The sequence below is a fragment of the Acidaminococcus hominis genome, assembly GCF_022484025.1.
Lineage (GTDB): Bacteria > Bacillota > Negativicutes > Acidaminococcales > Acidaminococcaceae > Acidaminococcus > Acidaminococcus hominis.
In genome coordinates, this window is the sequence record NZ_JAKVMG010000001.1 from 98,414 (window position 1) to 119,465 (window position 21,052).

The following is a 21,052-nucleotide window of genomic DNA, read 5'->3' on the forward strand; positions in this document are numbered from 1 at the left end:
GGAGGCGGGAATCGTGCTGGTAATGAAGCATGCCGGTAAGGTATATCCAGGGGGAGCGGTGGCTCTTTCGGATATCAACGTGCATATTAAGCCGGGGGAATTTGTTTTTCTGGTAGGGCCCAGCGGGGCGGGGAAATCCACCTTTGTGCGGCTGATTTCCCGGGAAATCGAACCCACTTCCGGCCAGATTCTGGTAGATGGCGTGGATGTGATGAAGCTGCGGCGCAGTGAGATTCCTTTTCTCAGACGGCAGCTGGGCATCGTATTCCAGGATTACCGCCTGCTGAACGATCGGACGGCTTACGAAAATATTGCCTTTGCCATGCAGGTGATTGAAACGCCTGCCCATAAAATCAAAAACCGGGTCAACGAGGTGCTGGAATTGGTGGGACTGAAGGGCCGGGGGAAGAATTACCCCGGTGAGATGTCCGGCGGGGAACAGCAGCGGGTGGCCATTGCCAGGGCCATTGTCAACGATCCTTTGCTGGTGATTGCCGATGAGCCTACGGGCAACCTGGACCCGGAAACCAGTATGGAAATCATGAACATTTTCTCCCAGATCAACCATAATGGAACCACCATTATCATGGCAACCCATGACAAGACCATGGTGGACTACATGCAAAAACGCGTCATTGCCATTGAAAATGGGCAGATCGTGCGGGATGATCTCAAAGGAGTTTACGGTTATGAACTTTAGTACAATCTGGTATTATCTGAAAGAAACCTTTACCTCCCTGAAGCGCAATTCTCTCATGAGCATTGCGTCCATCTCCACGGTGGCGCTGTCCATTCTGGTGCTGGGGATGTTTCTTACCATGGTGCTGAATGTGAACAATCTGGCGAAGCATCTGGAGAATCAGGTGCAGGTAACGGTGTATATGGCTGATTCGGCCACGGCTGATCAGTTAAAAAATATGGATGCCGCCTTGCGGGGCACCGAGGGCATTGTGAAGGTGACCCCGGTGACCAAGGCCCAGGCCCTGAAGAATTTCAAGGAGCGGCTGGGGGAGCAGCAGAAGCTGCTGGACGCCCTGGGGGAAGACAACCCGTTCCCGTATTCCTTTGAAATCCAGGTGGACCGGCCGGAACGGATTGGGCAGCTGGTACCGGTCATCGAAAAGATGCCCGGGGTGGAAACTGCCAAGTTCGGCCAGGAAGTGGTGGAACATATTTTTCAGCTGACCAGGATTCTTCGGGTGGGGGGCGTTGCACTCATTCTGATGCTGGCCATTGCTACGCTGTTTATTATTTCCAATACCATCCGGATTACGGTATTTGCCCGGCGGCGGGAAGTGAATATTATGAAGTACGTGGGTGCTACGGACTGGTTTATCCGCTGGCCTTTCCTTTTGGAAGGGATGATTATCGGGTTTGTGGGGGCAGCCATTGCCGCCGCAGCCCTGTTCCAGCTGTATAATGCAGCCCAGCAGAAAATCTACGCCACCCTGTCCTTCTTTCCTATGCTGCCCAGCTGGCCGTATATGTACTACCTGTGCGGCGGACTGATTGTGGTGGGCACCCTGATTGGGGCCTGCGGCAGCAGCATTTCCCTGCGCAAGTTCCTGGACGTATAAGGGGGCGGGCGCATGAAGAAAGGGAAAACGGGAGCAGCGCTCCTGGCGGCACTCCTTGTTTCGCTGCAGCTTTCGGCAGCGGTGACCCAGGCGGAATCCATTGAGGACAAGAAAGCAGAGCTGCAGGACGTGCAGCAGCAGATGGAAGAAAAGGACGCCCAGCGGGAAAACAAGAAGGCGGAAATCAAATCTGCGGTGGACCGGCTGATTGCTGCCCAGAACGAGCTGGCAGCGGCCAAACGGGAACTGGCGGAGGTGGAGGGCCGGCAGCGGGACCTGGAAATCCAAATCCGGCAGAACGAGGCGGCACTCTACGCCAAGCAGCAGGATTACGACAGGACCCGGGAAATCTACAAAAAGCGTCTGCGGGATATTTATGAAAACGGCCAGGTGAACTACCTGGATGTGCTGCTGGGGTCCACGGACTTTCGGGATTTTGCGTCCCGGATGTTCCTGCTCCAGCGGGTGATTCATCGGGACTTTGCCCTGATTGCTCGGCTGGAAACCCAGAAGGAAGCCTTGCAGGCCCAGCAGGCTACCCTGGAGGCCAACAAGCGGGACCTGGACGCCACCCACGCCCAGGTAGCGGCCAAGCAGCAGCTGGTGCAGCAGAAGACGGCGGAACGGCAGGCTCTGTACGAACAGGCTCTGGCGGAAAAGGCCCAACTGGATGCGGAGTACGAGGAACTCCAGCGCAGCAGTGCCCAGATTACGGACATGATCAAGCGCATGGAGGAGCAGGGACGGATTACGGCGGCCCAGCACGGCTCCGGACGGCTGAGCTGGCCCATCTACGGGGAGATTACGTCGCCGTTTGGCTGGCGGGTGCACCCCATTTGGGGGACCCAGATTTTCCACGCAGGGATTGATATTGCCTGCGACTACGGCGACCCGATCCGGGCGGCCGACGGCGGTGTGGTCATCTACGCCGGCTGGATGGGCGGCTACGGCAATGCGGTTATGATTGACCATGGGGGCGGCCTGGTGACGCTGTACGGGCATAATACTTCGCTGAATGTCAGCGAAGGGGAGTCCGTGAGCAAGGGCCAGGTGATTGCCCAGGCCGGCAGTACCGGTGATTCCACCGGTCCCCACTGCCATTTTGAGGTCCGGGTCCACGGCGAGGTAACCCAGCCTTTGGATTATCTGCCGTAAAGGAGAAGAGAATCTATGTTTAAGAAAAAATACAGCGCTGCGGCCCTCCTGGGAACGTTTTTCCTGTCTTTGGGGGTGTTCTGCGGCGGGTCCTATTATCTGCTGAAAAACTGGGTGGGGGATCCGGAGGCTCTGGGTGAGATTGTCCGGACCATGCACCTGATTCAGCAGCATTATGTAGGGGAAGCGGACCGGAAGAAGATTTATGATGGCGCCCTGAACGGAATGGTGAAGCAGCTGGGGGACCCGTACTCCACCTATCTGGACAACCAGGATTTTGCGGCCCTGAATACCATGACCGAAGGCCATTTTGGCGGGGTGGGCATGGTGATGGGCATGAAGGATGACCATACCTTTGTGGTGGTCTCGCCCATTGAGGACACGCCGGCCTACAAGGCGGGAATCAAGTCCGGGGACGTGCTGCTGCAAATTGACGGCAAGGAACTGGCAGGGGAAAGCCTCAGCGATGTGGTAAAGCAGATCCGGGGCCAGGACGGCACCCAGGTGCAGCTGCTGCTCCAGCGGGGGGACGAAGAACCTCAGACCTACACCATTACCCGGGGGGATATTAAAATCAAGAGTGTCTACGGGAAAATGGAAGACGGCAATATCGGCTATATCCGGATTACCAACTTCAGTGAGGATACCGGGAAGGATTTCCAGGCGGAGCTGAAGAAGCTGGAGGACCAGGGAATGAAAGCTCTGGTGCTGGACCTGCGGGACAACCCGGGGGGACTGCTCAGCAGCGGGGTGGCCGTGGCCCAGTGCCTGGTGCCCAAGGGCCCCATTGTGTCGGTGACGGACAAGCAGGGCAAGACCATGACGGAATCGTCCACTTTGGACAAGTTCCCGTATCCTTTGGCGGTGCTGGTGAACAAGGGAACGGCGTCGGCGGCAGAGATTGTGGCCGGGGCCATCCAGGACACCCATGCCGGCCAGCTGTTTGGGGAGAAGACCTACGGCAAGGGCGTGGTGCAGAACGTGTTCCTGCTGTCCCCGGACACGGCGGTAAAGCTGACGGTGGCCAAGTACTATACCCCCAGCGGCCGGAGCATCGACAAGGTGGGGATTACGCCGGACGTGGCGGTGGCTGCGGAGGACGAGTACGGCACCAATCAGGTGCAGGCGGCGGAAGCGTATTTAAAAGAGCAGCTGCAATAACACAGGTCAGGAGAGTGTACGATGGATATTTTCAATCAACTGAGCAGTCATTTTCAGGGATGGAACGCGTATCTGACTACCGACGCCGGGAGGCTGGCGGCCTGGCCCTATGTGTGGACCGGGGTTAAAATCCTGCTGGCTTTGGTGATTCTGCTTTTGGTGCTGTACCAATACCGGGCCCGGCAGGTACGGCGGCAGCGGGGCATCAAGTACCGGCTTTCCAAGCTGATTTCCCATTTGTGCGATACCTACGAGCAGATGGAGGACATCGACTGGAAAAACCAGATTTGCTATACCTATGTGATTCACGAGGGAAAGCTGAATGTGCAGGAAAAGCCGTTCCAGAACGTAACGGAACTGGCCGGGGAACTCCATCCGGAGGACGCCCGGAAGTACACGGAAGATTTCCTGCGGTCGGCGGTGGAAAAGGCCATGAAGACCTGCGGCCAGGTGGAATTTACTGCCCGGGAAAAGCAGAAGGACGGCTCCTACCGGTGGATGTCCTATTTGCTCCAGGGCATCAAGAAGGATAAGACCCATCGCCGGAGCTGCCTGCTCCTAAAGCATGGGGTGGACGATATGCACAGCCAGGAAATGGAGCGGCGGGCCCAGCTCACCAGCGCCATGGACCAGGCCCGGGAACTGGCGGAGGCCAAGAGCAAGTTTATGGCCCATATCAGCAAGGATACCCGGGAAGCGCTGCATTCCATTATGGGGTATCTGACCCTGGCGGAGGACGAGGCCAGCCAGGAAACCCGGAAGGAATATGTTCGGGAAAGCCAGGAGCAGGTCCGGTACCTTTTGGGGGTGCTGAACGATGTTATCGACCTGTCTGCCATGGAAAATGGCACCTTGCAGACCCATTACGAAGCCTTTGACGTACAGAAGCTGCTGGATTCGTTGAACCAGGTGTTCCAGGACGAGGCGGCCAAGCGGCAGCTTGATTTTTCCATGCAGGTGGAGGCTTTGCAGTATCCCCGGCTCTTGGGGGACCAGAACCGGCTGGAACAGGTGCTGTTAAATGTGCTGAACAACGCCATGCTGTTTACGGAAGCCCAGCACAAGGTGACCTGCCAGATTCGGGAAAAGGCCATCAAGCACAAACGGGTATGTCTGGAAGCGGTGGTCCAGTGCGAGGGCATGGAAGTGCCGGAGAATATGCTGGACAAGGTGTTCCTGCCCTTTGAGCTTTCCAGCCAGGTGGACGGGAATACGGTCCACGGCGGTCTGGGGCTGGCGGTGACCCACAACCTGGTGCACGTACTGGGCGGGGTGATCAAGGCCGACCAGGCGGAAGGCAAGGGGATGCGGTTTACCATTGAGCTGCCCTTTGGCTACGAAAAGCATGCGGCCAAGCTGACGGCGGAGGAGGTTCATCTCCAGGGCAAGCACCTGCTGGTGGCGGAAGACAGCGATTTGAACGCCCAGGTGCTGGAGAAGATTACGGCACCTTTGGGGATGCTGCTGGATCGGGTGACCAACGGCAAGGAAGCCTGCGACAAGTTTGCCCAGGCGGCGCCCCATACCTATGACGCCATTTTGCTGGATCTGGATATGCCGGTTATGAACGGCAATGAGGCGGCCAAGGTGATTCGGGGTATGGACCGGGAGGATGCCAAGACGGTGCCCATTATCGCCATGACGGAGAACCTGATTTCGGAGGATGTGGCCCAGGCGCTGAAGAATGGGATGAACGGGCAGCTGGTGAAGCCGCTGGAGAAGGAGCAGCTGCTGCAGGTGCTGCTGAGTTTTTTGTAAGGGTAAGAATAGAGATAGAATAACGATAGGAAAAGGCATACTGCTGATGCGGGAGCATCAGCAGTATGCCTTTTTGGTGCGGGCAATGGACTTTGCAGGCGATGGTGCGGGGTATCCTCGCAGTGGTTCGCGGCTACCCACTCAGTTACGCCCTTCAGGCTTACTTCGCGGGCCGCTATCACAGGGGTCGTATATTCCATTTCTCTACGGCCGGAGGCCTTGAGAAATGGATACGACTCCCTCAGTCAGCCTGCGGTGACAGCTCCCCCAGTGGTTCGCAGCTAGCCAGTCAGCTGTGCATCAAGATGCTTGCTTCCTGGGCTGCTATCACATAGGCCTTATTAACCAAACATCCTTTGGACAATTGTAGGGATGTTTGGATGCGGCCGTAAGCGGTTCGCCGTATTCCGTTCCCCGTCACCCTGCGGGTTCGGCTCACGGACGGCTATCGCATGGGCCTTATTGACCAAACAGCCCCTTGCAGAATTTGTTGGGCTGTTTGGATGCGGCCGCATAGTGGTTCGCTGCTAGCCAGGCGGCGTCGCCCTGCGGGCTTGCCTTCTGGGCAGCTATCACAGGGGTCGTATATTCCACCTTTCTGCGGCTGATGCCTTGAACGGTGGATACGACTCCCAAAGGCGAGAGCTATGGGCGCTCTTTGGGCTGGCCCTACGGGCCTATTGGATTGAACTTCATCCGTCATCCACGTTGTGGATGACACCTTCTACAGTGGTTCGCTGCTAGCCAGGCGGCGTTGCCCTACGGGCTTGCCTTCTGAGCAGCTATCACATGGGTCACGTATTCCAAATATCTTTTGGATAACTTGTAAAGATATTTGGACGTGACCGCAACGTTTGCAGAAGGCTTTCTTAGACCACTACTGGTCGTGTGCTAAAAGGGGCTAGTGCGGAAATTTAGGTAGTTGCCCCATCCTGCAATGCCGGCGGCATTGCTTCCTTCCCCGCTTGGGACTGCTGTTGTGCGGGGAAGGCATGCGGCCGGGGGCCGCTAATATTTGGACAAATCGTTGGGTGGTTGGTGCGGTCAGCGAACATTGCAGGCAATGTTTTCCGGGTATCCTCGCTCAGTCAGCCACTGCGTGGCTGACTGCTCCCCCCTAAAGTGAGGAGCCTTTAAAGGTTGGTGCGGTCAAGGGGGTGTTGGTGTGGCCTACTGTTTTTCTTTTTTATTTCAATAATTTTTCTTGAAATGGGTCAGGGGCGTGGTGTATCTGTTATAATAAAATGTAATGGGCATTTTGGCCATTTTGGTGTTGTTGGCTGGGATGTTTCTTCCTGTAAAAAAATTGCAGGATATGTGCTAACAATAAAGGTAGGGGAGTGGGTTCCATGATTATATATTTTTCTGGTACGGGGAATTCGTATGCGGTGGCACGGGAGCTGGGAGCGCTGACCCAGGATCAGGTGATTCCTCTGGATAAGAAGAACTGGGAGGCGATTGGGCTGCTGCTGCAATCGGCCAAGTCGGTGGGGCTTGTGTTCCCGGTGTATTTTGGGGATGTGCCCAAGCCGGTGCTGAAGTTCTTAAAGAAGGCAACCTTATCGCCTCAGGCGTACTACTATGCGGCGGCTACCTGCGGGAGTACCCAGGGGAGTGCGCTTTACCGGGTGCAGGAGCTTTTGGGGGCTAAGGGCTGCAAGTTGTCTTACGGCCGGGTGGTGCCTATGATAGCCAATTCTACGTCCACCTGGAAGGTGGGGGTGACCTACGACTACAGCAAGCTGGAGAAGGCCAAGCAGCTGGTGGAGGCTATGGGGCAGGATATTCTGGCCCGGAAGGTGGACCTGTCCCAGGTGAAGAAGTCCCTGGCGGGTGCTCTTATGGCCATTCCGCTGGTGCGGAAGCTGGGGAAGAAGCGGTTTGCCATTTCGGCCCGGCCCAAGGACTGTGTGGGCTGCGGGCTGTGCGTGCGGCTGTGTCCTATGGGGAATTTGTCCCTGAAGGACGGGAAGGTGAAGGTCCACGACCATTGTGCCTACTGTATGGCCTGTGTCCAGTTCTGTCCCCACGGGGGGATTGCGGTCCACGGGCATGTGATTGCCAAGGCTGACCAATACCATCATCCTGAGGTGCAGGCCCAGGAATTGTTCCATCGCTAAGGGGGGAGAGAGATGCTGCATATCGGTTGTCATTTGTCTTCTTCCAAGGGCTTTTTGGCCATGGGCAAAACGGCGCTGTCTATTCAGGCGGATACTTTTGCGTTCTTTACCCGGAATCCCCGGGGGAGCAAGGCCAAGGAGGTGGACCCCAAAGATGTCCAGGCGTTTCGGGAGCTGTGGCAGGGCAGGGCGGTGCCTCTGGTGGCCCATGCGCCCTACACGCTGAATCCCTGTTCCACCAAGGAGGACGTGCTGACTTTTGCCCGGGAAACCATTGCGGACGATTTGGTGCGGATGGAACTGGTGCCCCACCAATATTACAATATGCATCCGGGAAACCATTTGGGGCAGGGACCAGAAGTGGGCATTCAGCTCATTGCGGACTGCCTGAATCAGGTGCTGCAAAAGGGGCAGACCACCACGCTGCTTTTGGAAACCATGGCGGGGAAGGGCACGGAAGTGGGTAAGACCTTCCAGGAAATTGCCGCCATTTTGGATAAGCTGAAGCTCCAGGAGCAGGTAGGGGTTTGCCTGGATACCTGTCACGTGTGGGACGGGGGCTACGATGTGGTGAACCACTTGGATGAGGTGCTGACGGAATTTGACCAAGTCATTGGGCTGGGGCGGCTGAAGGCCATTCATTTAAACGACAGCAAGAATCCCCTGGGGGCCCACAAGGACCGGCACGAGAAGCTGGGCCAGGGCTACCTGGGACTGGAGGCTCTGGGGCGGATTGTGCGCCACCCGGCGCTGACCCAGCTGCCTTTTATCCTGGAAACTCCCAATGAGCTGGAAGGCTACGCCGGGGAGATTGCTCTGATGCGGCAGGCCGCTGAGGAGGGAAGGTAGGATGGAAGAAGGTTTGGCGAAAGTTTTTGCGAGCCCGGTGACGCTGCTGACCCTGGTGGGGGTACTGGCGCTTTTGGTAGTTTTGCTGCACACCCGGAAGGTGAAGCTCAGCGCCCACCAGCTGTCCAGCTGCGGCTTTATGCTGGCGCTGACACTGGTGCTCAGTGTGTTTCCGCTCTACCGGATGCCCTACGGGGGCACCATTACCCTGGGTGGTATGCTGCCCATTATGCTGGTGGCCTTTGCTTTTGGGCCGGAAGTGGGGGTGCTGGCGGGGTTTGCCTACGGGATTCTGAACCTGCTGCTGAATCCCTACATTCTTCATCCAGTGCAGGTGCTATTTGACTATCCGCTGCCTTTTATGGCTCTGGGGGTATGCGGGTTCTTTCCCCAGCACCCTTATGGGGGCATGATTTTGGCGGTCCTGATGCGGTACTTCTGCCATTTTGTGTCCGGAGTGGCGTTTTTTGCCAGCTATGCGCCGGCGGGGATGTCCCCGGTGGTGTACTCCCTGTGGGCCAACGGGCTGTATCTGCTGCCGGATCTGGCCATTTGTCTGCTGCTGTACCGGGTGCTGCCCATGGGGCGCTTTATAGGGCTGCTCCGGAAGCCCCGGTGAAAAATTTTACTTTTTTTGTATAAATTCCTTGCATGAATGCCCGGTTCATGCTATAATAACGCTTGTTCAGTAATACGCCTGTGGCTCAGTGGATAGAGCAACGGCCTCCGGAGCCGTGTGCGGCGGTTCGATTCCGCCCAGGCGTACCATTTTGTACTTTACCCCATGATTCGCGAAAGCGCATTATGGGGTCTCTTATTTTCCAGGGACTTATAAAATTCCGGGAATCCCAAAGAAGGTCTTTCTTCTCTGGGAAAACGTGCTATAATGAAAAAGCTGTGAGAAAAGAGGTTTTGCCGTGGTTACAATCACCGATCGAGTCCGTTTTTCTGAAACCGATCTGATGGGCGTGGTCCATCATACCAATTACCTGCGGTGGTTTGAAATGGGCCGGGTGGCCTATCTGAGGGCAGCGGGCATTGAGCTGAACCAGCTGATGGCCGATGGCTTCATGGTCCCCATTATTGAGGTCCACTGCCAGTTCCGCCAGTCTGCGCGTTTTGACGACGAGTATGAGGTGCGGACCACCTTGGCGTCCTGCAGCCGGGTAAAAATCGTGTACGAATATGAGATTATCCGGAAACGGGATGGGGTGCTGCTGGCCAAGGGCGATTCCACCAACGCTTTTACCAATCTGGAAGGAAAGGTGGAGCGTCTGTCCCCACCGTATTATGAAAAATTGCAGCGGATGCTTGCAGAAGAAGGGAAGAAAAAAGTATGATCAATGTGATTTTACTGCTTCTTGGCCTGTGCGTATTGGGTGCGCTGGTCATGATTGTTTACGCCGCCTTAAAGCCCACGGATGACACCAAGGTGGTTATGGACGAAAAGACGCCTTTGCAGCTGGTGGAGCTGGATCCCCAGCATGCGGTATATTCTTTTACCGTGCCTCTGCGCAACAACAGCCAGGAATGTGCTGCGGTAACGGACTGCTTTGTGCGGCCGTACCTGCCCCAGGAACAATTTCCGGATGCGGTTTGCACCGGGGATGTGGAAAAGGATGACCGGCGCCGGAAGGACCATTATTTCGAAGCGCTGGTGCTGAAGGAATGGTCCGAATGGAAGCTGATTGTGACCCTGCGGCTGGAAGCCAGAAATGGCAAGGATATGCGGGAAGTCCTGAGCCGGATGGTGGACATGGATGCTGCTATCTATGTGACCGGGGTTGGCCGGAAGGCACATTATGTAAGAAAGTATTTCGTGACCCTGTATGGGGCTGAAATGGCCAAATTGGCAGGAGGTGCGTACCGTGGCTGATAAGTATGAAATTATTCCCATTCCTACGCGCATTCTGACCATCCACGACAATATTGTGGATGCAGTGAAGGAATTTGGCGGCGACAAGATTGGTCCCCGGGATGTGGTCTGTGTGGCCGAGTCCGTGGTGGCCATTACCCAAAACCGGGCCATTCGTCCGGAAACTATGAAGATTTCTTTTGCAGCCAAGGTGCTGTCCCAGCTGTTTCCCGGCGTGGGCAGTATCGGCAACTGGTCTTCCATGCAGTCCCTGCTGAACGAATCCGGGACGCTGAAGGTGCTGGTGGCTGTGGTCTGCGGCTTTTTTGCCAAGGTAGCGGGCAAGCCCGGGGTGTTCTACCGCATGGGCGGGGAACAGGCTCGGCTGATTGACGATATTACCGGCACCATGCCTCCTTATGATAAGCACATTGTGCTGGGGCCCAAGAACCCCAACCGGGTGTCTGAGAACATCAAGGAAGGGCTGGGGTGCTTTGGGGCTGCGGTGGCCGACGTCAACGACCTGAAGCGGTCCTGCGTGTTGGGCTGCACCAAGGGTGTGGATCCCCGGCTGGTGGAAAAGATTCTCATCGACAATCCTTTTGGCAACGACAGCCAGAAGACGCCGATTTGTGTGATCAAGGATTATTTGCGATAAGAAAAAGAAATGCGGGCTGTGCCAGGAGGCGCAGCCCGTTTTTTGACGGCTTACTGGGTTTATAGGTTGGCATTCCTGGGTTTCGATGGTACAATAGCTTTTATAGAAAAGGTTGGTGAAATTATGCAGCAAGTTGTGATTGCAACACATAATCTGGGCAAGGTGGAAGAGTTCAAGTCTTTGATGAATGAGCTGGGACTGGAATTCACTTGTCTGTCTGATTATCCGCCCATTCCTGAGCCGGAGGAGAATGGCCGCACGTTTGCAGCCAATGCTCGAATCAAGGCAAAATATTATGCCAAGGAAACGGGAAAGCTTTGTCTGGCGGATGATTCTGGTTTGGAAGTTTTGAGCCTGAAGGGGGCTCCTGGGGTGCGTTCTGCCCGGTATGCCGGGGAGGAGGCCACTGATGAGGAAAATAATGAATTGCTGCTGGCCAATATGAAGATGCAGGTCCGGCGGAACTGCCGGTTTTTCTGCGCATTGGCGGTGGCCAATCCGGAAGGTAAGATTTTGGCGGAAACGTCGGGGATTTGTGATGGGATTCTTCTCCACGAACCCCATGGGACCAATGGCTTTGGCTATGATCCGCTGTTCTGGTCCACGGAGCTGCACGCTCCTTTGGGGGAAGCAACTATGGAAGAAAAGAACAGCATCAGTCACCGGGCCAAGGCTATCCGCAAGCTGGTGAACCAATGGAAAAAGATAAAATGACGCTTGGGGTCCTGGGGGATACCCACGGGGACCGGGAAGCCATCCGCCGGGTAATCCGGCAGGCGGGCAGCGTGGACCTGTGGCTCCATACCGGGGACTACAGCCAAGATGCTCCTTATGTGGAGCAGCTGGCGGGGAAGCCGGTGTATGCGGTATGCGGCAACTGCGACGTGTACGAGGACCGGGCTCCTCAGGAACTGGTTACCCGCCAGGAGGGCTTTACCCTGGCGATGACCCATGGCAATCGGTATGTGTGGGGCAATGACTTTAGCCGGCTGCTGTACTGGGGTGCGGAAAAGCAGGCGGATGTGGTGGTTTTTGGCCATATCCACGTACCTGTATGTTTGGAGGAGGAGGGCCTGCTGCTCATCAATCCGGGCAGTCCTTCCCGGCCCCGGAACGGGATTCCGTCCTTTGGGCTGCTGACCCTGGAGCGGGGCAAAAAGCCCCAGTTTGTGGTTCAGACCCTGGACAGCAAGGCATAAAAACAAAAATCAAGCAGATTCCTAAGGAGGAACAAAAAGATGGCCAATACGGAAGATTTGAATGCAGAAGCGCTAGAAATGCACGCCAAGAATCATGGGAAGCTGGAAGTACGCTGCAAGGTACCTCTGGAAAATGGGCACGACCTGTCCATTGCCTATACGCCGGGGGTAGCTGAACCTTGCCGGAAAATCAAGGAAAATCCGGATTTGTCCTTTGAATATACCTGCCGGGGCAACATGGTGGCCGTCATCAGCGATGGCACCCGGGTGCTGGGGCTGGGGGACATTGGTCCGGAAGCTGCCATGCCCGTTATGGAAGGCAAGGCGGTTTTGTACAAGAAGTTTGGGGATGTGGACTCTGTGCCCATCTGCATCGATACCAAGGATCCCAAGGAATTTGTGAATATCGTCGAAAAATTGCAGCCGTCCTTTGGGGGCATCAATCTGGAAGATATTTCTTCTCCCAAGTGCTACGAGATTGAAGCGGAGCTGATCAAGCGCTGCCATATTCCGGTTTTCCACGATGACCAGCATGGTACGGCCATTATTGCCTGTGCTGCGGTTTCCGGGGCGCTGCGCTATGTGAAAAAGGATATTTCCCAGGTGAAGGTGGTGGTCAACGGCTGCGGCGCTGCTGGCTCTGCCATTGGCAAGCTGCTGTACCGGCTGGGAGTCAAGAACCTGATTATGATCGACATCGACGGGGCTGTGTACGAAGGCCGTCCGGGCGAAATGGATATGGCTACGGCTTACCTAGCCAGCGTTACCAACCCGGAACACTACAAGGGCAATCTGGCCGGCGCCGTGAAAGGTGCCGATGTGCTGATTGGGGTTTCCGCTCCTCGGCTGTTTACCAAGGAAATCATCCAAAGCATGAATTCCCAGGCTGTGGTGTTCGCCCTGGCCAACCCGGTGCCGGAAACTACCTACGAGGAAGCCAAGGCGGCGGGTGCTGCCGTTGCTGGTACGGGCCGCAGTGATGCGCCTAACCAGGTAAACAATGTGTGCGTCTTCCCGGGAATCTTCCGGGGGGCTCTGGCGGTACGGGCTTCTGCCATTACGGAAGAGATGAAGGTAGCAGCGGTGAAAGCCATTGCGGGCCTGATTGCTGATGACGAACTGAAGGAAGACTATGTGGTGCCCGGGGCTTTTGACCGGCGGATTGTACCGGCCATTGCTGCGGCTGTGGCCAAGACGGCCATGGAGCAGGGGATTGCCCGGGTGCAGCGGGATCCAGAGGATATTCGGAAGGAAGCTGCGGAACGGGTGGAACGGAACTGGAACGCCTAAGACAGATATTTGCCTAATATGTAAACTTTTTGTAAAAAAGTTGTTGGCAAATTGGGGAATTCATCGTATAATACTAGGAAAATACCTAAAAGGGGTGTAGCGAATGAAAAAGATGGCACTGGTTTTGGCCGGTATTCTGGCAGTAGCAGGGATTGCAGCTGGCTGCGGCGGTCAAACCACGGACAACAAAAGCGCCGGCGGCGACAAGAAAGTGGTTTTGAAGGTTGGAGCCACTCCTGTGCCCCATGCGGAAATCCTGAACGAGATTAAACCCATGCTGGCCAAGGAAGGTGTGGACTTGCAGGTGGTGGAATTTACCGATTACGTAAAACCCAACCTGAGTCTTCACGACAAGGAAATTGATGCCAACTTCATGCAGCATGAACCGTATCTGAACAAGATCAATGAAGAACGGAACCTGGGTCTGGTTTCTGTGGGCAAGGTGCATATCGAACCCATGGGCGTGTACTCCAAGAAAGTCAAAGACATCAAAAACGTACCTGACAATGCCAGCGTGGCTATCCCCAACGATCCTACCAACGGCGGCAGAGCTCTGGCCATTTTGGAAAAGGCTGGTCTGCTGAAGCTGAAAGACGGTGTAGGCGTTATGGCTACTCCGGCGGATATTGTGGAAAATCCCAAGAACCTGAAAATCACCGAAGCGGAAGCTGCTATGCTGCCGCGTACCCTGGATGATGTGGATCTGGCGGTAATCAACTCCAACTTCGCTATGGAAGCCAAGCTGAACCCCACCAAGGATTCCCTGTTCACCGAATCCAAGGATTCTCCGTATGCCAACATTCTGGCCGTACGGAAAGGCGATGAAAACCGTCCGGAAATCCAGAAGCTGATGAAAGCCCTGAATAGCCCGGAAGTGAAGAAGTTCATCGAAGATAAGTACAAAGGTGCCATTCTCCCGTCCTTCTAAGAAGAGCACGAAACAAAAAAAGGGTGTGAAATAATTACTTGCCCCCCAAAAGAAAAAACGACTTGCGAGCTCAAAAGAGTTCGCAAGCCGTTTTTTTGCTTTTTATAACCGTACCTAATAAACTTCCTCAGTCAGTCCTGCGGACTGACGGCCCCTTAGTGGTTCGCAGCGTTCCAATCAGCCGCGCCCTGCGGGCTTGCTTCTTGGGCTGCTATCACATGGCTCACATGAACCAAGAGCATTTTGAACCACGGATATGCTCTTGGATGTGAGCGCAACGCTAGCAGGGGCCAGTCTTAGGCCTATACGAGTCATGTGCAAAACGGGTATCGCAAAGCAGCATAGTTCGTAAATATTTGCACTACCCTAGTCTATTACTTGACCAGTAGTGGCATAGAACGCTTCCTGCAAGCGTGTAGGAAGTGTCGCCGAAGGCGACGATAGAAGTTTCATTATTTCACACCTTTTTTTGTCGGGTGTTTCAGGCTTTATAGAATCAGGGGCACTGGGGCGTCCAGGGTCATTTCGCCTGGGGTGACCAGGCAGTCGTAGGCCAACAGGTGAACGCCGGCGTTTTGGGCTGCCAAAAGGGCAGCGGCAAACTCCGGGTCGGTGGCCCGGTTTGGCTCCATATGCTGCACGCCTTTCATTTGGATGACAAAGAGCAGGTAGGCGTCATAGCCTTCCTCCTGGCACTTGATGAGCTCGTGGATATGCCGGGCCCCCCGCTGGGTGGGAGCATCAGGGAAACGGACAATGCCGTGCTCTTCCAGGGTGACGCCTTTCACTTCCAAAAAGGCTTTGCGGTCCTTTGCTTCGAAATAGAAGTCAAAGCGGGATTGGTCGTAGCGGCATTCGGGCTTGAGCAGGGTGAGCGGGCCCAGGCCGCCTGCGGCCAGCCATTCCTGGGCGGCGTGGTTGGGGGCCTGGGAATCCATGTTGATGAGCAGGTCTCCTTTTTGGACGGCCACCAGGTCGTATTTGGTTTTTCGGGCGGGGTTGTCACTGCGGGTCAGGTATACGGTGCAGCCGGGCACCAGCAGTTCTTTGCAGCGGCCGGTATTTTTTACGTGGACGGTTTCTTCCTGGCCGTCTATTTCCACCTGGGCAATAAAGCGGTTGGGACGGGCCAGAAAGCGGCCGGGACAGACATTGGGATAGTGCATAGGGTTCTCCTTTACTGGGGCTGGACGCTAACTGCCAGCCCTGGTTTTTATTATACCACGGCGGAGGGAGGAAATACGGGGGAAAAGCCTGGGGGAAATGCCCAAGGGGAATGGCTGAATGTACCAAAGTTTTCATATTTAACGTGTATAAACTTGCTGGTTATGGTACAATATTTCTATACTTTGGTCAGAAAAGAATGGAGAAGGAAATGCGCAATTTTAGAAAAGCAACGATTACGAAAAAAGGAGAACGGGCTGCCCGTCATGGTCATCCCTGGGTATTTGCCGACGAGGTGCTGGCCTTGGACGGTGCGTACGAAAATGGCCAGCTGGTAGATGTGGTCAACGAAAAAGGCAAATATATCGGTACGGGTTTTATCAACGACCATTCCAAGATTCGGATTCGGCTGCTTTCCCAAAATGCCAATGATACCTTTAACGAAGCGTTCTTTGAACGGCGAATCCAGTATGCTCTGGACTACCGGAAAACGGTAATGCCTGGGGCGGATTTCCGCTGCTGCCGGCTGATTTTTGGGGAGGCCGATGGATTCCCGGGGCTGACGGTGGACCGGTTTGAGGACGTGCTGGTGGCCCAGGTGCTGTCTTTGGGCATCGAGCAGCGCAAGCAGCTGATTTTCTCTCTGTTGCTGAAAACCCTGCGGGCCATGGGGGAAGACGTGAAGGGCGTCTACGAACGGAACGATGTGAAAATCCGGGAACTGGAAGGTATGGAAGAAGGCTGCGGCATTGCCGAGGTGCCGGGCTCCACGCTGACGGAAGACGACCTGCTGCCCATTATCACAGAAAACGGTCTGAAGTACCAGGTGGACGTGGTCAACGGCCAAAAGACGGGCTACTTCCTGGACCAGAAATACAACCGGCTGGCAGTGCAGCGAATCTGCAAGGGCAAGCATCTGTTGGACTGTTTTACCCATACGGGGCCTTTTGCCCTGAACGCCTGGAAGGGCGGGGCGGCTTCGGTAACGGCGGTGGATATTTCCGGGGAAGCGCTGAAGCGGGCCCGGGGGAATTTCGCCCTGAACGGGGCGGAGGAAGCCATCCAGACCGTGGAAGCCAATGTGTTTGAATATCTGACGGAGCTGGAAGAAAAGAAGCAGCATCCGTTTGATTTCATTATCCTGGATCCTCCGGCTTTTACCAAATCCAGCCATACGGTCCATTCGGCTTTCCGGGGCTACAAGGAAATCAATATGAAGGCCATGAAGCTGCTGCCCCGGGGCGGGTACCTGGCCACCTGTTCCTGTTCCCACTTTATGCCGGACGAGCTGTTTGTCCAGATGCTCCGGGAAGCGTCCCACGATGCAGCGGTGTCCCTGCGCCAGGTGGAAGCCCGGCAGCAGGCTCCGGACCATCCGATTTTGTACAATGTGCCGGAAACTGATTATCTGAAGTTCTATATTTTCCAGGTGGTGTAAGGCCTGGAGAAGTGAGGTGTGCTATGATTAAGAAATTTTGTCTGCTGACGGCCTTTTGTGCCGCCCTGGGTTTTGGCCTGTTCCCTGCTGGACAGCTGCCGGCCGCCCACGCGGAAAGCACAGAAACCCACTTTCAGCAGTCCAAGATTGTGCTGGTAACCACCCACAATCAGGTTCCGTTCTACGCGGAACCGTCCCAAAAAAGTTTGACTTTGGGGTTCTATCCCAAGGGTACACTCTTTGTTCCGATAAACCAAACCCGTAACGCGGCGGAGCAGAAAACCTACAACCTGGCCATCCGGTTTGATGGCGCTGTAGGATGGCTGCTCTCCGAGGATGCAGCATTTTCTAGAAAATAATCTAGCCTGCAGCAAGGGGACCTCCTAGGGAGGAGCCAGGCACAGCAGGTGAGGGGAGAGCTTGGCATGGACGAAGAAAAGGAAGTTAGCGCACAAAGCGAAGAAGAAAAGCAGGAGCTGCTGGAAGAACGCATGGAAAGCGAACTGAACGAGGCTCTGAATCATAAGGATGAGGCAGCGGTAAGACGGTTGGTGGAGGATTCCCACCCCATCGACCTGGCCATTGCCATGGAGGAGGCTTCGGACAGCAATATTGTGTATTTGACCAGTTTGCTGGATGATGCCCAAAACGCAGAAATCATTGAACAGGCTGACGAGGATCTGCAGGTGCGGATCATGAAGCTGTTTGACCTGAACAAGATTCTGCGGATTTTCCAGCATATGTCCAAGGACGATATCGTAGACATTCTGGGAGATATGCCGGCCAATCGGCGGAAGGAACTGGTCAAGCTGATGAAGACCAGCGACCAGACCGTTATTCGGGATTTGCTGGGCTACGGGGAGAGCACTGCCGGTGGTATTATGACCACCGAGTACATTTCCATGCGCAGCACGCTGACGGTGAGTCAGGCGTTGGAAAAGGTAAAGGAGATTGCTCCCAAGACTGAGGAAATCAACATTCTCTACATCACCAACGACCGGAAGCAGCTGGTAGGCACGGTTTCTCTCCGGGAACTGCTGGTGGCCAAAAACTATGATACGTTAAACGATATCATGGAGGACAATGTCATTTCTGTGGAGCCGGAAGCGGACCAGGAGGACGTTGCCCGGCTGGTATCCAAATATGACCTGCACGCCATTCCGGTTGTGAACAAGCGCAAGGGGATTATCGGCATCATCACCGTCGACGATATCATCGATGTTATCGAAGAAGAAAACACCGAGGATATGTTGAAATTAGGCGGTGTCAGCAAGGAAGAAGACGTGGACAGCACGGTGTTTGAATCGGTGCGGATGCGTCTGCCCTGGCTGCTGGTCAACCTGATTACGGCATTTTTGGCGTCTGCTACGGTATCTTTGTTTGAGGATACCATTTCCCAGGTAGTGGCCCTGGCGGCTGCTATGCCCATTGTAGCGGGCATGGGGGGCAACGCTGGGACCCAAACCCTGGCGGTGGTGGTCCGGGGGATTGCTTTGGGGGATATCCGCCTCCATGGCAACGAGAAACGGATCTTTAAGGGTATCGCTGTGGGCTTTATCAACGGGCTGGTGAACGGGATTATCGCCGGTTTTGTCATCAGCCAGATGAGCGGGAATACGGCGCTGGGCTTGATTATCCTGGTGGCCATGACCTGCAACCTGATGATTGCGGCGTTTGTGGGCTTTTTGGTGCCGGTGGTGCTCAAGGCCTTCAATTTTGACCCGGCCATTGCCTCCAGTATTTTCATTACCACGGCAACGGATGTCTGCGGCTTCTTTATTTTCCTGGGGCTCAGCAAGATGTTCCTGCCGTACCTGCTGCAGTAGGGGTGGGGAGAATAGAAGTATATAAAGTGAAACAAGATTGTGAAAAAAAGATTTGCGAACTAGTTTGAGTTCGCAAGTCTTTTTTTTGTACGTTCGTTATAGCCGTATTCTAATAAACTTCCTCAGTCAGTCCTACGGACTGCCAGCCCCTACACTCTTGCAGGGGCCGGTCTTAGGCCACTACTGGTCATGTACTGAATGGGGGATTGTTGTGAAGCTTGGTTTTGAACCCCAACCCGGCATTGCTGTTGGCAATGCCGACCTTCCCCTTCTCCTGTTCGCGCAACGCAGCGAACAGGAGAAGGGGAAGGCAGGCGGCCGGTGGCCGCTAATACCTGGACGGCCCTTCGGGGGGTTCCTCTATCGGCACCTGTGGTGCCACTTTCCCCAAGGGGAAAGCTCGTCCCCATTTGGGGCTAGTGCGGACCGTTAGGTAGTCCAACTACAGAAAAATTGCCTGAGGCAATTTTTTGGGCTCATCACGGAAAATTGGGGGATACGAAATCTAAGACAGAATTTAAAAACTGAAAAAAGGTATTGAAAAAGAGCACGGGATGCTCCATTCTAAGTAATAGCGACAAAACTACGAAAGGAATGATCCACGTGCTCTCAACCTCAAGTATAGCAAATTTATGCAAAAACATACAGGACAATTTTAATATTCCTACGAGTATTGCTTCTCTTTTTGAAGAGATCATAGATGTAAATAGTACCCGGCCTACAGCCGACGTTGTATGCCCTTGCTGCGGCGGTAAGGTCCATGTCCATGACAACCCTGTAACTACACTTAAAGACATGCCCTGGATACCCGGAAAGCCACGGATTCTTCGTGTGAGATTCCACCGCTACCGGTGCCAAAAATGCGGGCATACCTTCAATGAAAACATAACCTTTAAGTATCCTGGAACCAGAGTCACTTCTCGTGCCGCTTTATGGATCAAGATTTTGCTTATGCATCAAATGACGATTAAAGCAGTCAGCGATTTGACCGGTATCCATTGGGGAACAGTTTCTAAAATCCATAAGGAAATTATGGACGAGGCTCTCAAAACGCGAAGCGAGGAACTTCGCAAAAGTGGCTACCGTCCTAAGCATCTTGCCGTTGATGAGTTTGCAATGCACAAAGGCCATACTTACGCAACCTGTGTTATGGACCTTGATATGGGAGACATCCTCTGGGTTGGTGCGGGACGCTCTATAGCTGCCTTTACAAAGTTTTTTGAAGAGACAGACCTGGAGTATTTGTCTGAAGTAGAAGCTGTCGCAATGGACATGAACGCATCGTTCAACACCCTGGTAGAAAAGTATCTGCCTCATGCGGCAATAGTATACGACCGCTACCATATGCAAGCCCAGTATGGACGAGATGTGCTGGGAGCCGTAAGGCTGGAGGAAGCAAGACAGCACAAAGAGAAAGCCGATAACCTAAAGCTTGGGATTACAGAGAATATTGCTGAAGAGCAGGCAACAAAAGCAGAGGATTCAATTAAAGAGGAGAATCGGCTTTACAAGGAAGTAAAACAAGCTCGCTGGACGCTGCTTTGCAAGGAAGAAACACTAAGCGATAAAAAGGCAGAAAATCTCAAGGAAATCCTTAAAAAACATGAAAATTTGACAGTTTGCCATACAATGAAAGAGGAACTAAGTGATCTATTCGAGCTTAGAAACCCCGATTTAGCTGCCGTAGAATGGGAAAAATGGTTTAAAGGAGCCGAGGAGAACAACATACCGCAGCTGCAAAAGTTTGCCCGCTTAAAGCGAAAACGCAAAGAGGGTTTGATTGCTCACTCAGCCCATCCGATTACCACAGGAAAGCTTGAAGGCGTCAATAACAAGATTAAGGTTGCAAAACGAATAGGGTATGGATACAAAAATGATGAATATTTTTTCACTCTGATTCGATATTCAGCATTACCATCTATACGAAACGGCACTGTCTAGAGATTGCGACAGTGGGATGTTGCTAGACATAAAAGAAGGATGGCAGAAATCTGCCATCCCACAATAAAACGTGAAGAGCCATTTTTGCTGTAGAAAACTCTGTAGCGGTTTTTGGTCGTGCGGTCAAGGGACT

At 54.3% G+C, this 21,052-nt stretch carries 20 protein-coding genes and 1 tRNA gene; 20 read left to right on the plus strand and 1 reads right to left on the minus strand.

The window, feature by feature from the left end; all coding sequences use genetic code 11:
* Nucleotides 1-13: 13 nt before the first annotated feature.
* The 16 genes from ftsE to LKE88_RS00435 all read left to right on the plus strand — a co-directional run bounded on the left by ftsE (nucleotide 14) and on the right by LKE88_RS00435 (nucleotide 14,550).
* A complete protein-coding gene (gene ftsE / locus LKE88_RS00360) occupies nucleotides 14-700 on the plus strand; it encodes a cell division ATP-binding protein FtsE (RefSeq protein ID WP_105325804.1) in 687 nt (228 codons plus the stop codon).
* A complete protein-coding gene (ftsX, locus tag LKE88_RS00365) occupies nucleotides 690-1,577 on the plus strand; it encodes a permease-like cell division protein FtsX (protein WP_105325803.1) in 888 nt (295 codons plus the stop codon). The genes ftsE and ftsX overlap by 11 nt, the downstream gene beginning before the upstream one ends.
* 12 nt (nucleotides 1,578-1,589) lie before the next feature.
* Nucleotides 1,590-2,732 (plus strand): murein hydrolase activator EnvC family protein, encoded by a 1,143-nt coding sequence (locus LKE88_RS00370; RefSeq protein WP_105325802.1) that lies wholly within the window; start codon nucleotides 1,590-1,592, stop codon nucleotides 2,730-2,732.
* A gap of 15 nt (nucleotides 2,733-2,747) precedes the next feature.
* Nucleotides 2,748-3,893: a S41 family peptidase gene (locus tag LKE88_RS00375; protein ID WP_276802304.1), complete on the plus strand. Its 1,146-nt coding sequence runs from the start codon at nucleotides 2,748-2,750 to the stop codon at nucleotides 3,891-3,893.
* A gap of 21 nt (nucleotides 3,894-3,914) precedes the next feature.
* Nucleotides 3,915-5,651: a hybrid sensor histidine kinase/response regulator gene (locus LKE88_RS00380; RefSeq protein ID WP_276802306.1), complete on the plus strand. Its 1,737-nt coding sequence runs from the start codon at nucleotides 3,915-3,917 to the stop codon at nucleotides 5,649-5,651.
* Nucleotides 5,652-7,000: 1,349 nt separating this feature from the next.
* Complete coding sequence (locus tag LKE88_RS00385; protein WP_276802308.1) at nucleotides 7,001-7,771, plus strand: EFR1 family ferrodoxin; 771 nt, start codon at nucleotides 7,001-7,003, stop codon at nucleotides 7,769-7,771.
* Between the two features lie 12 nt (nucleotides 7,772-7,783).
* Entirely contained in the window at nucleotides 7,784-8,620 is an 837-nt protein-coding gene (locus LKE88_RS00390) for a deoxyribonuclease IV (RefSeq protein WP_276802309.1), read from the plus strand.
* A 1-nt stretch (nucleotide 8,621) separates the two neighbouring features.
* Entirely contained in the window at nucleotides 8,622-9,239 is a 618-nt protein-coding gene (thiT, locus tag LKE88_RS00395) for an energy-coupled thiamine transporter ThiT (RefSeq protein WP_105325797.1), read from the plus strand.
* Between the two features lie 74 nt (nucleotides 9,240-9,313).
* Nucleotides 9,314-9,388: transfer RNA gene (locus LKE88_RS00400), tRNA-Arg, on the plus strand.
* A gap of 149 nt (nucleotides 9,389-9,537) precedes the next feature.
* Entirely contained in the window at nucleotides 9,538-9,960 is a 423-nt protein-coding gene (locus tag LKE88_RS00405) for an acyl-CoA thioesterase (protein ID WP_105325796.1), read from the plus strand.
* The gene (locus tag LKE88_RS00410; RefSeq protein ID WP_276802312.1) at nucleotides 9,957-10,496 is read left to right on the plus strand and encodes a hypothetical protein; all 540 of its coding nucleotides are present in this window, start codon (nucleotides 9,957-9,959) and stop codon (nucleotides 10,494-10,496) included. The genes LKE88_RS00405 and LKE88_RS00410 overlap by 4 nt, the downstream gene beginning before the upstream one ends.
* On the plus strand, nucleotides 10,489-11,133 hold the full coding sequence (locus LKE88_RS00415) for a coenzyme F420-0:L-glutamate ligase (protein WP_105325794.1): 645 nt from the start codon (nucleotides 10,489-10,491) through the stop codon (nucleotides 11,131-11,133). The genes LKE88_RS00410 and LKE88_RS00415 overlap by 8 nt, the downstream gene beginning before the upstream one ends.
* A gap of 123 nt (nucleotides 11,134-11,256) precedes the next feature.
* Complete coding sequence (gene rdgB, locus LKE88_RS00420; protein WP_105325793.1) at nucleotides 11,257-11,847, plus strand: RdgB/HAM1 family non-canonical purine NTP pyrophosphatase; 591 nt, start codon at nucleotides 11,257-11,259, stop codon at nucleotides 11,845-11,847.
* Nucleotides 11,829-12,332, plus strand: a complete 504-nt coding sequence (locus tag LKE88_RS00425) for a metallophosphoesterase family protein (protein ID WP_231086479.1) — start codon at nucleotides 11,829-11,831, stop codon at nucleotides 12,330-12,332. Before rdgB ends, LKE88_RS00425 begins: the two co-directional genes overlap by 19 nt.
* Before the next feature lie 39 nt (nucleotides 12,333-12,371).
* Nucleotides 12,372-13,622: an NAD(P)-dependent malic enzyme gene (locus LKE88_RS00430; protein WP_105325791.1), complete on the plus strand. Its 1,251-nt coding sequence runs from the start codon at nucleotides 12,372-12,374 to the stop codon at nucleotides 13,620-13,622.
* A gap of 103 nt (nucleotides 13,623-13,725) precedes the next feature.
* Nucleotides 13,726-14,550, plus strand: coding sequence for a MetQ/NlpA family ABC transporter substrate-binding protein (locus tag LKE88_RS00435; RefSeq protein ID WP_105325790.1), 825 nt, complete (start codon nucleotides 13,726-13,728; stop codon nucleotides 14,548-14,550).
* Nucleotides 14,551-15,038: 488 nt separating this feature from the next.
* Here LKE88_RS00435 and sfsA read toward each other — a convergent pair whose 3' ends face one another.
* Nucleotides 15,039-15,716 carry a DNA/RNA nuclease SfsA gene (sfsA, locus tag LKE88_RS00440; protein ID WP_105325789.1) on the minus strand — a complete coding sequence of 226 codons (678 nt, stop codon included), beginning with the start codon at nucleotides 15,714-15,716 and terminating at the stop codon, nucleotides 15,039-15,041.
* Between the two features lie 209 nt (nucleotides 15,717-15,925).
* Between sfsA and LKE88_RS00445 the strand changes: the two genes are divergently transcribed.
* The 4 genes from LKE88_RS00445 (at nucleotide 15,926) to LKE88_RS00460 (ending at nucleotide 20,919) form a co-directional block, all read left to right on the plus strand.
* Nucleotides 15,926-17,152 (plus strand): class I SAM-dependent rRNA methyltransferase, encoded by a 1,227-nt coding sequence (locus LKE88_RS00445; protein WP_105325788.1) that lies wholly within the window; start codon nucleotides 15,926-15,928, stop codon nucleotides 17,150-17,152.
* A 23-nt stretch (nucleotides 17,153-17,175) separates the two neighbouring features.
* Nucleotides 17,176-17,511, plus strand: coding sequence for a hypothetical protein (locus LKE88_RS00450; RefSeq protein WP_118287259.1), 336 nt, complete (start codon nucleotides 17,176-17,178; stop codon nucleotides 17,509-17,511).
* Nucleotides 17,512-17,577: 66 nt separating this feature from the next.
* The gene (gene mgtE, locus LKE88_RS00455; protein ID WP_105325786.1) at nucleotides 17,578-18,978 is read left to right on the plus strand and encodes a magnesium transporter; all 1,401 of its coding nucleotides are present in this window, start codon (nucleotides 17,578-17,580) and stop codon (nucleotides 18,976-18,978) included.
* A 594-nt stretch (nucleotides 18,979-19,572) separates the two neighbouring features.
* Complete coding sequence (locus LKE88_RS00460; RefSeq protein ID WP_276803888.1) at nucleotides 19,573-20,919, plus strand: ISL3 family transposase; 1,347 nt, start codon at nucleotides 19,573-19,575, stop codon at nucleotides 20,917-20,919.
* Nucleotides 20,920-21,052 lie beyond the last annotated feature (133 nt).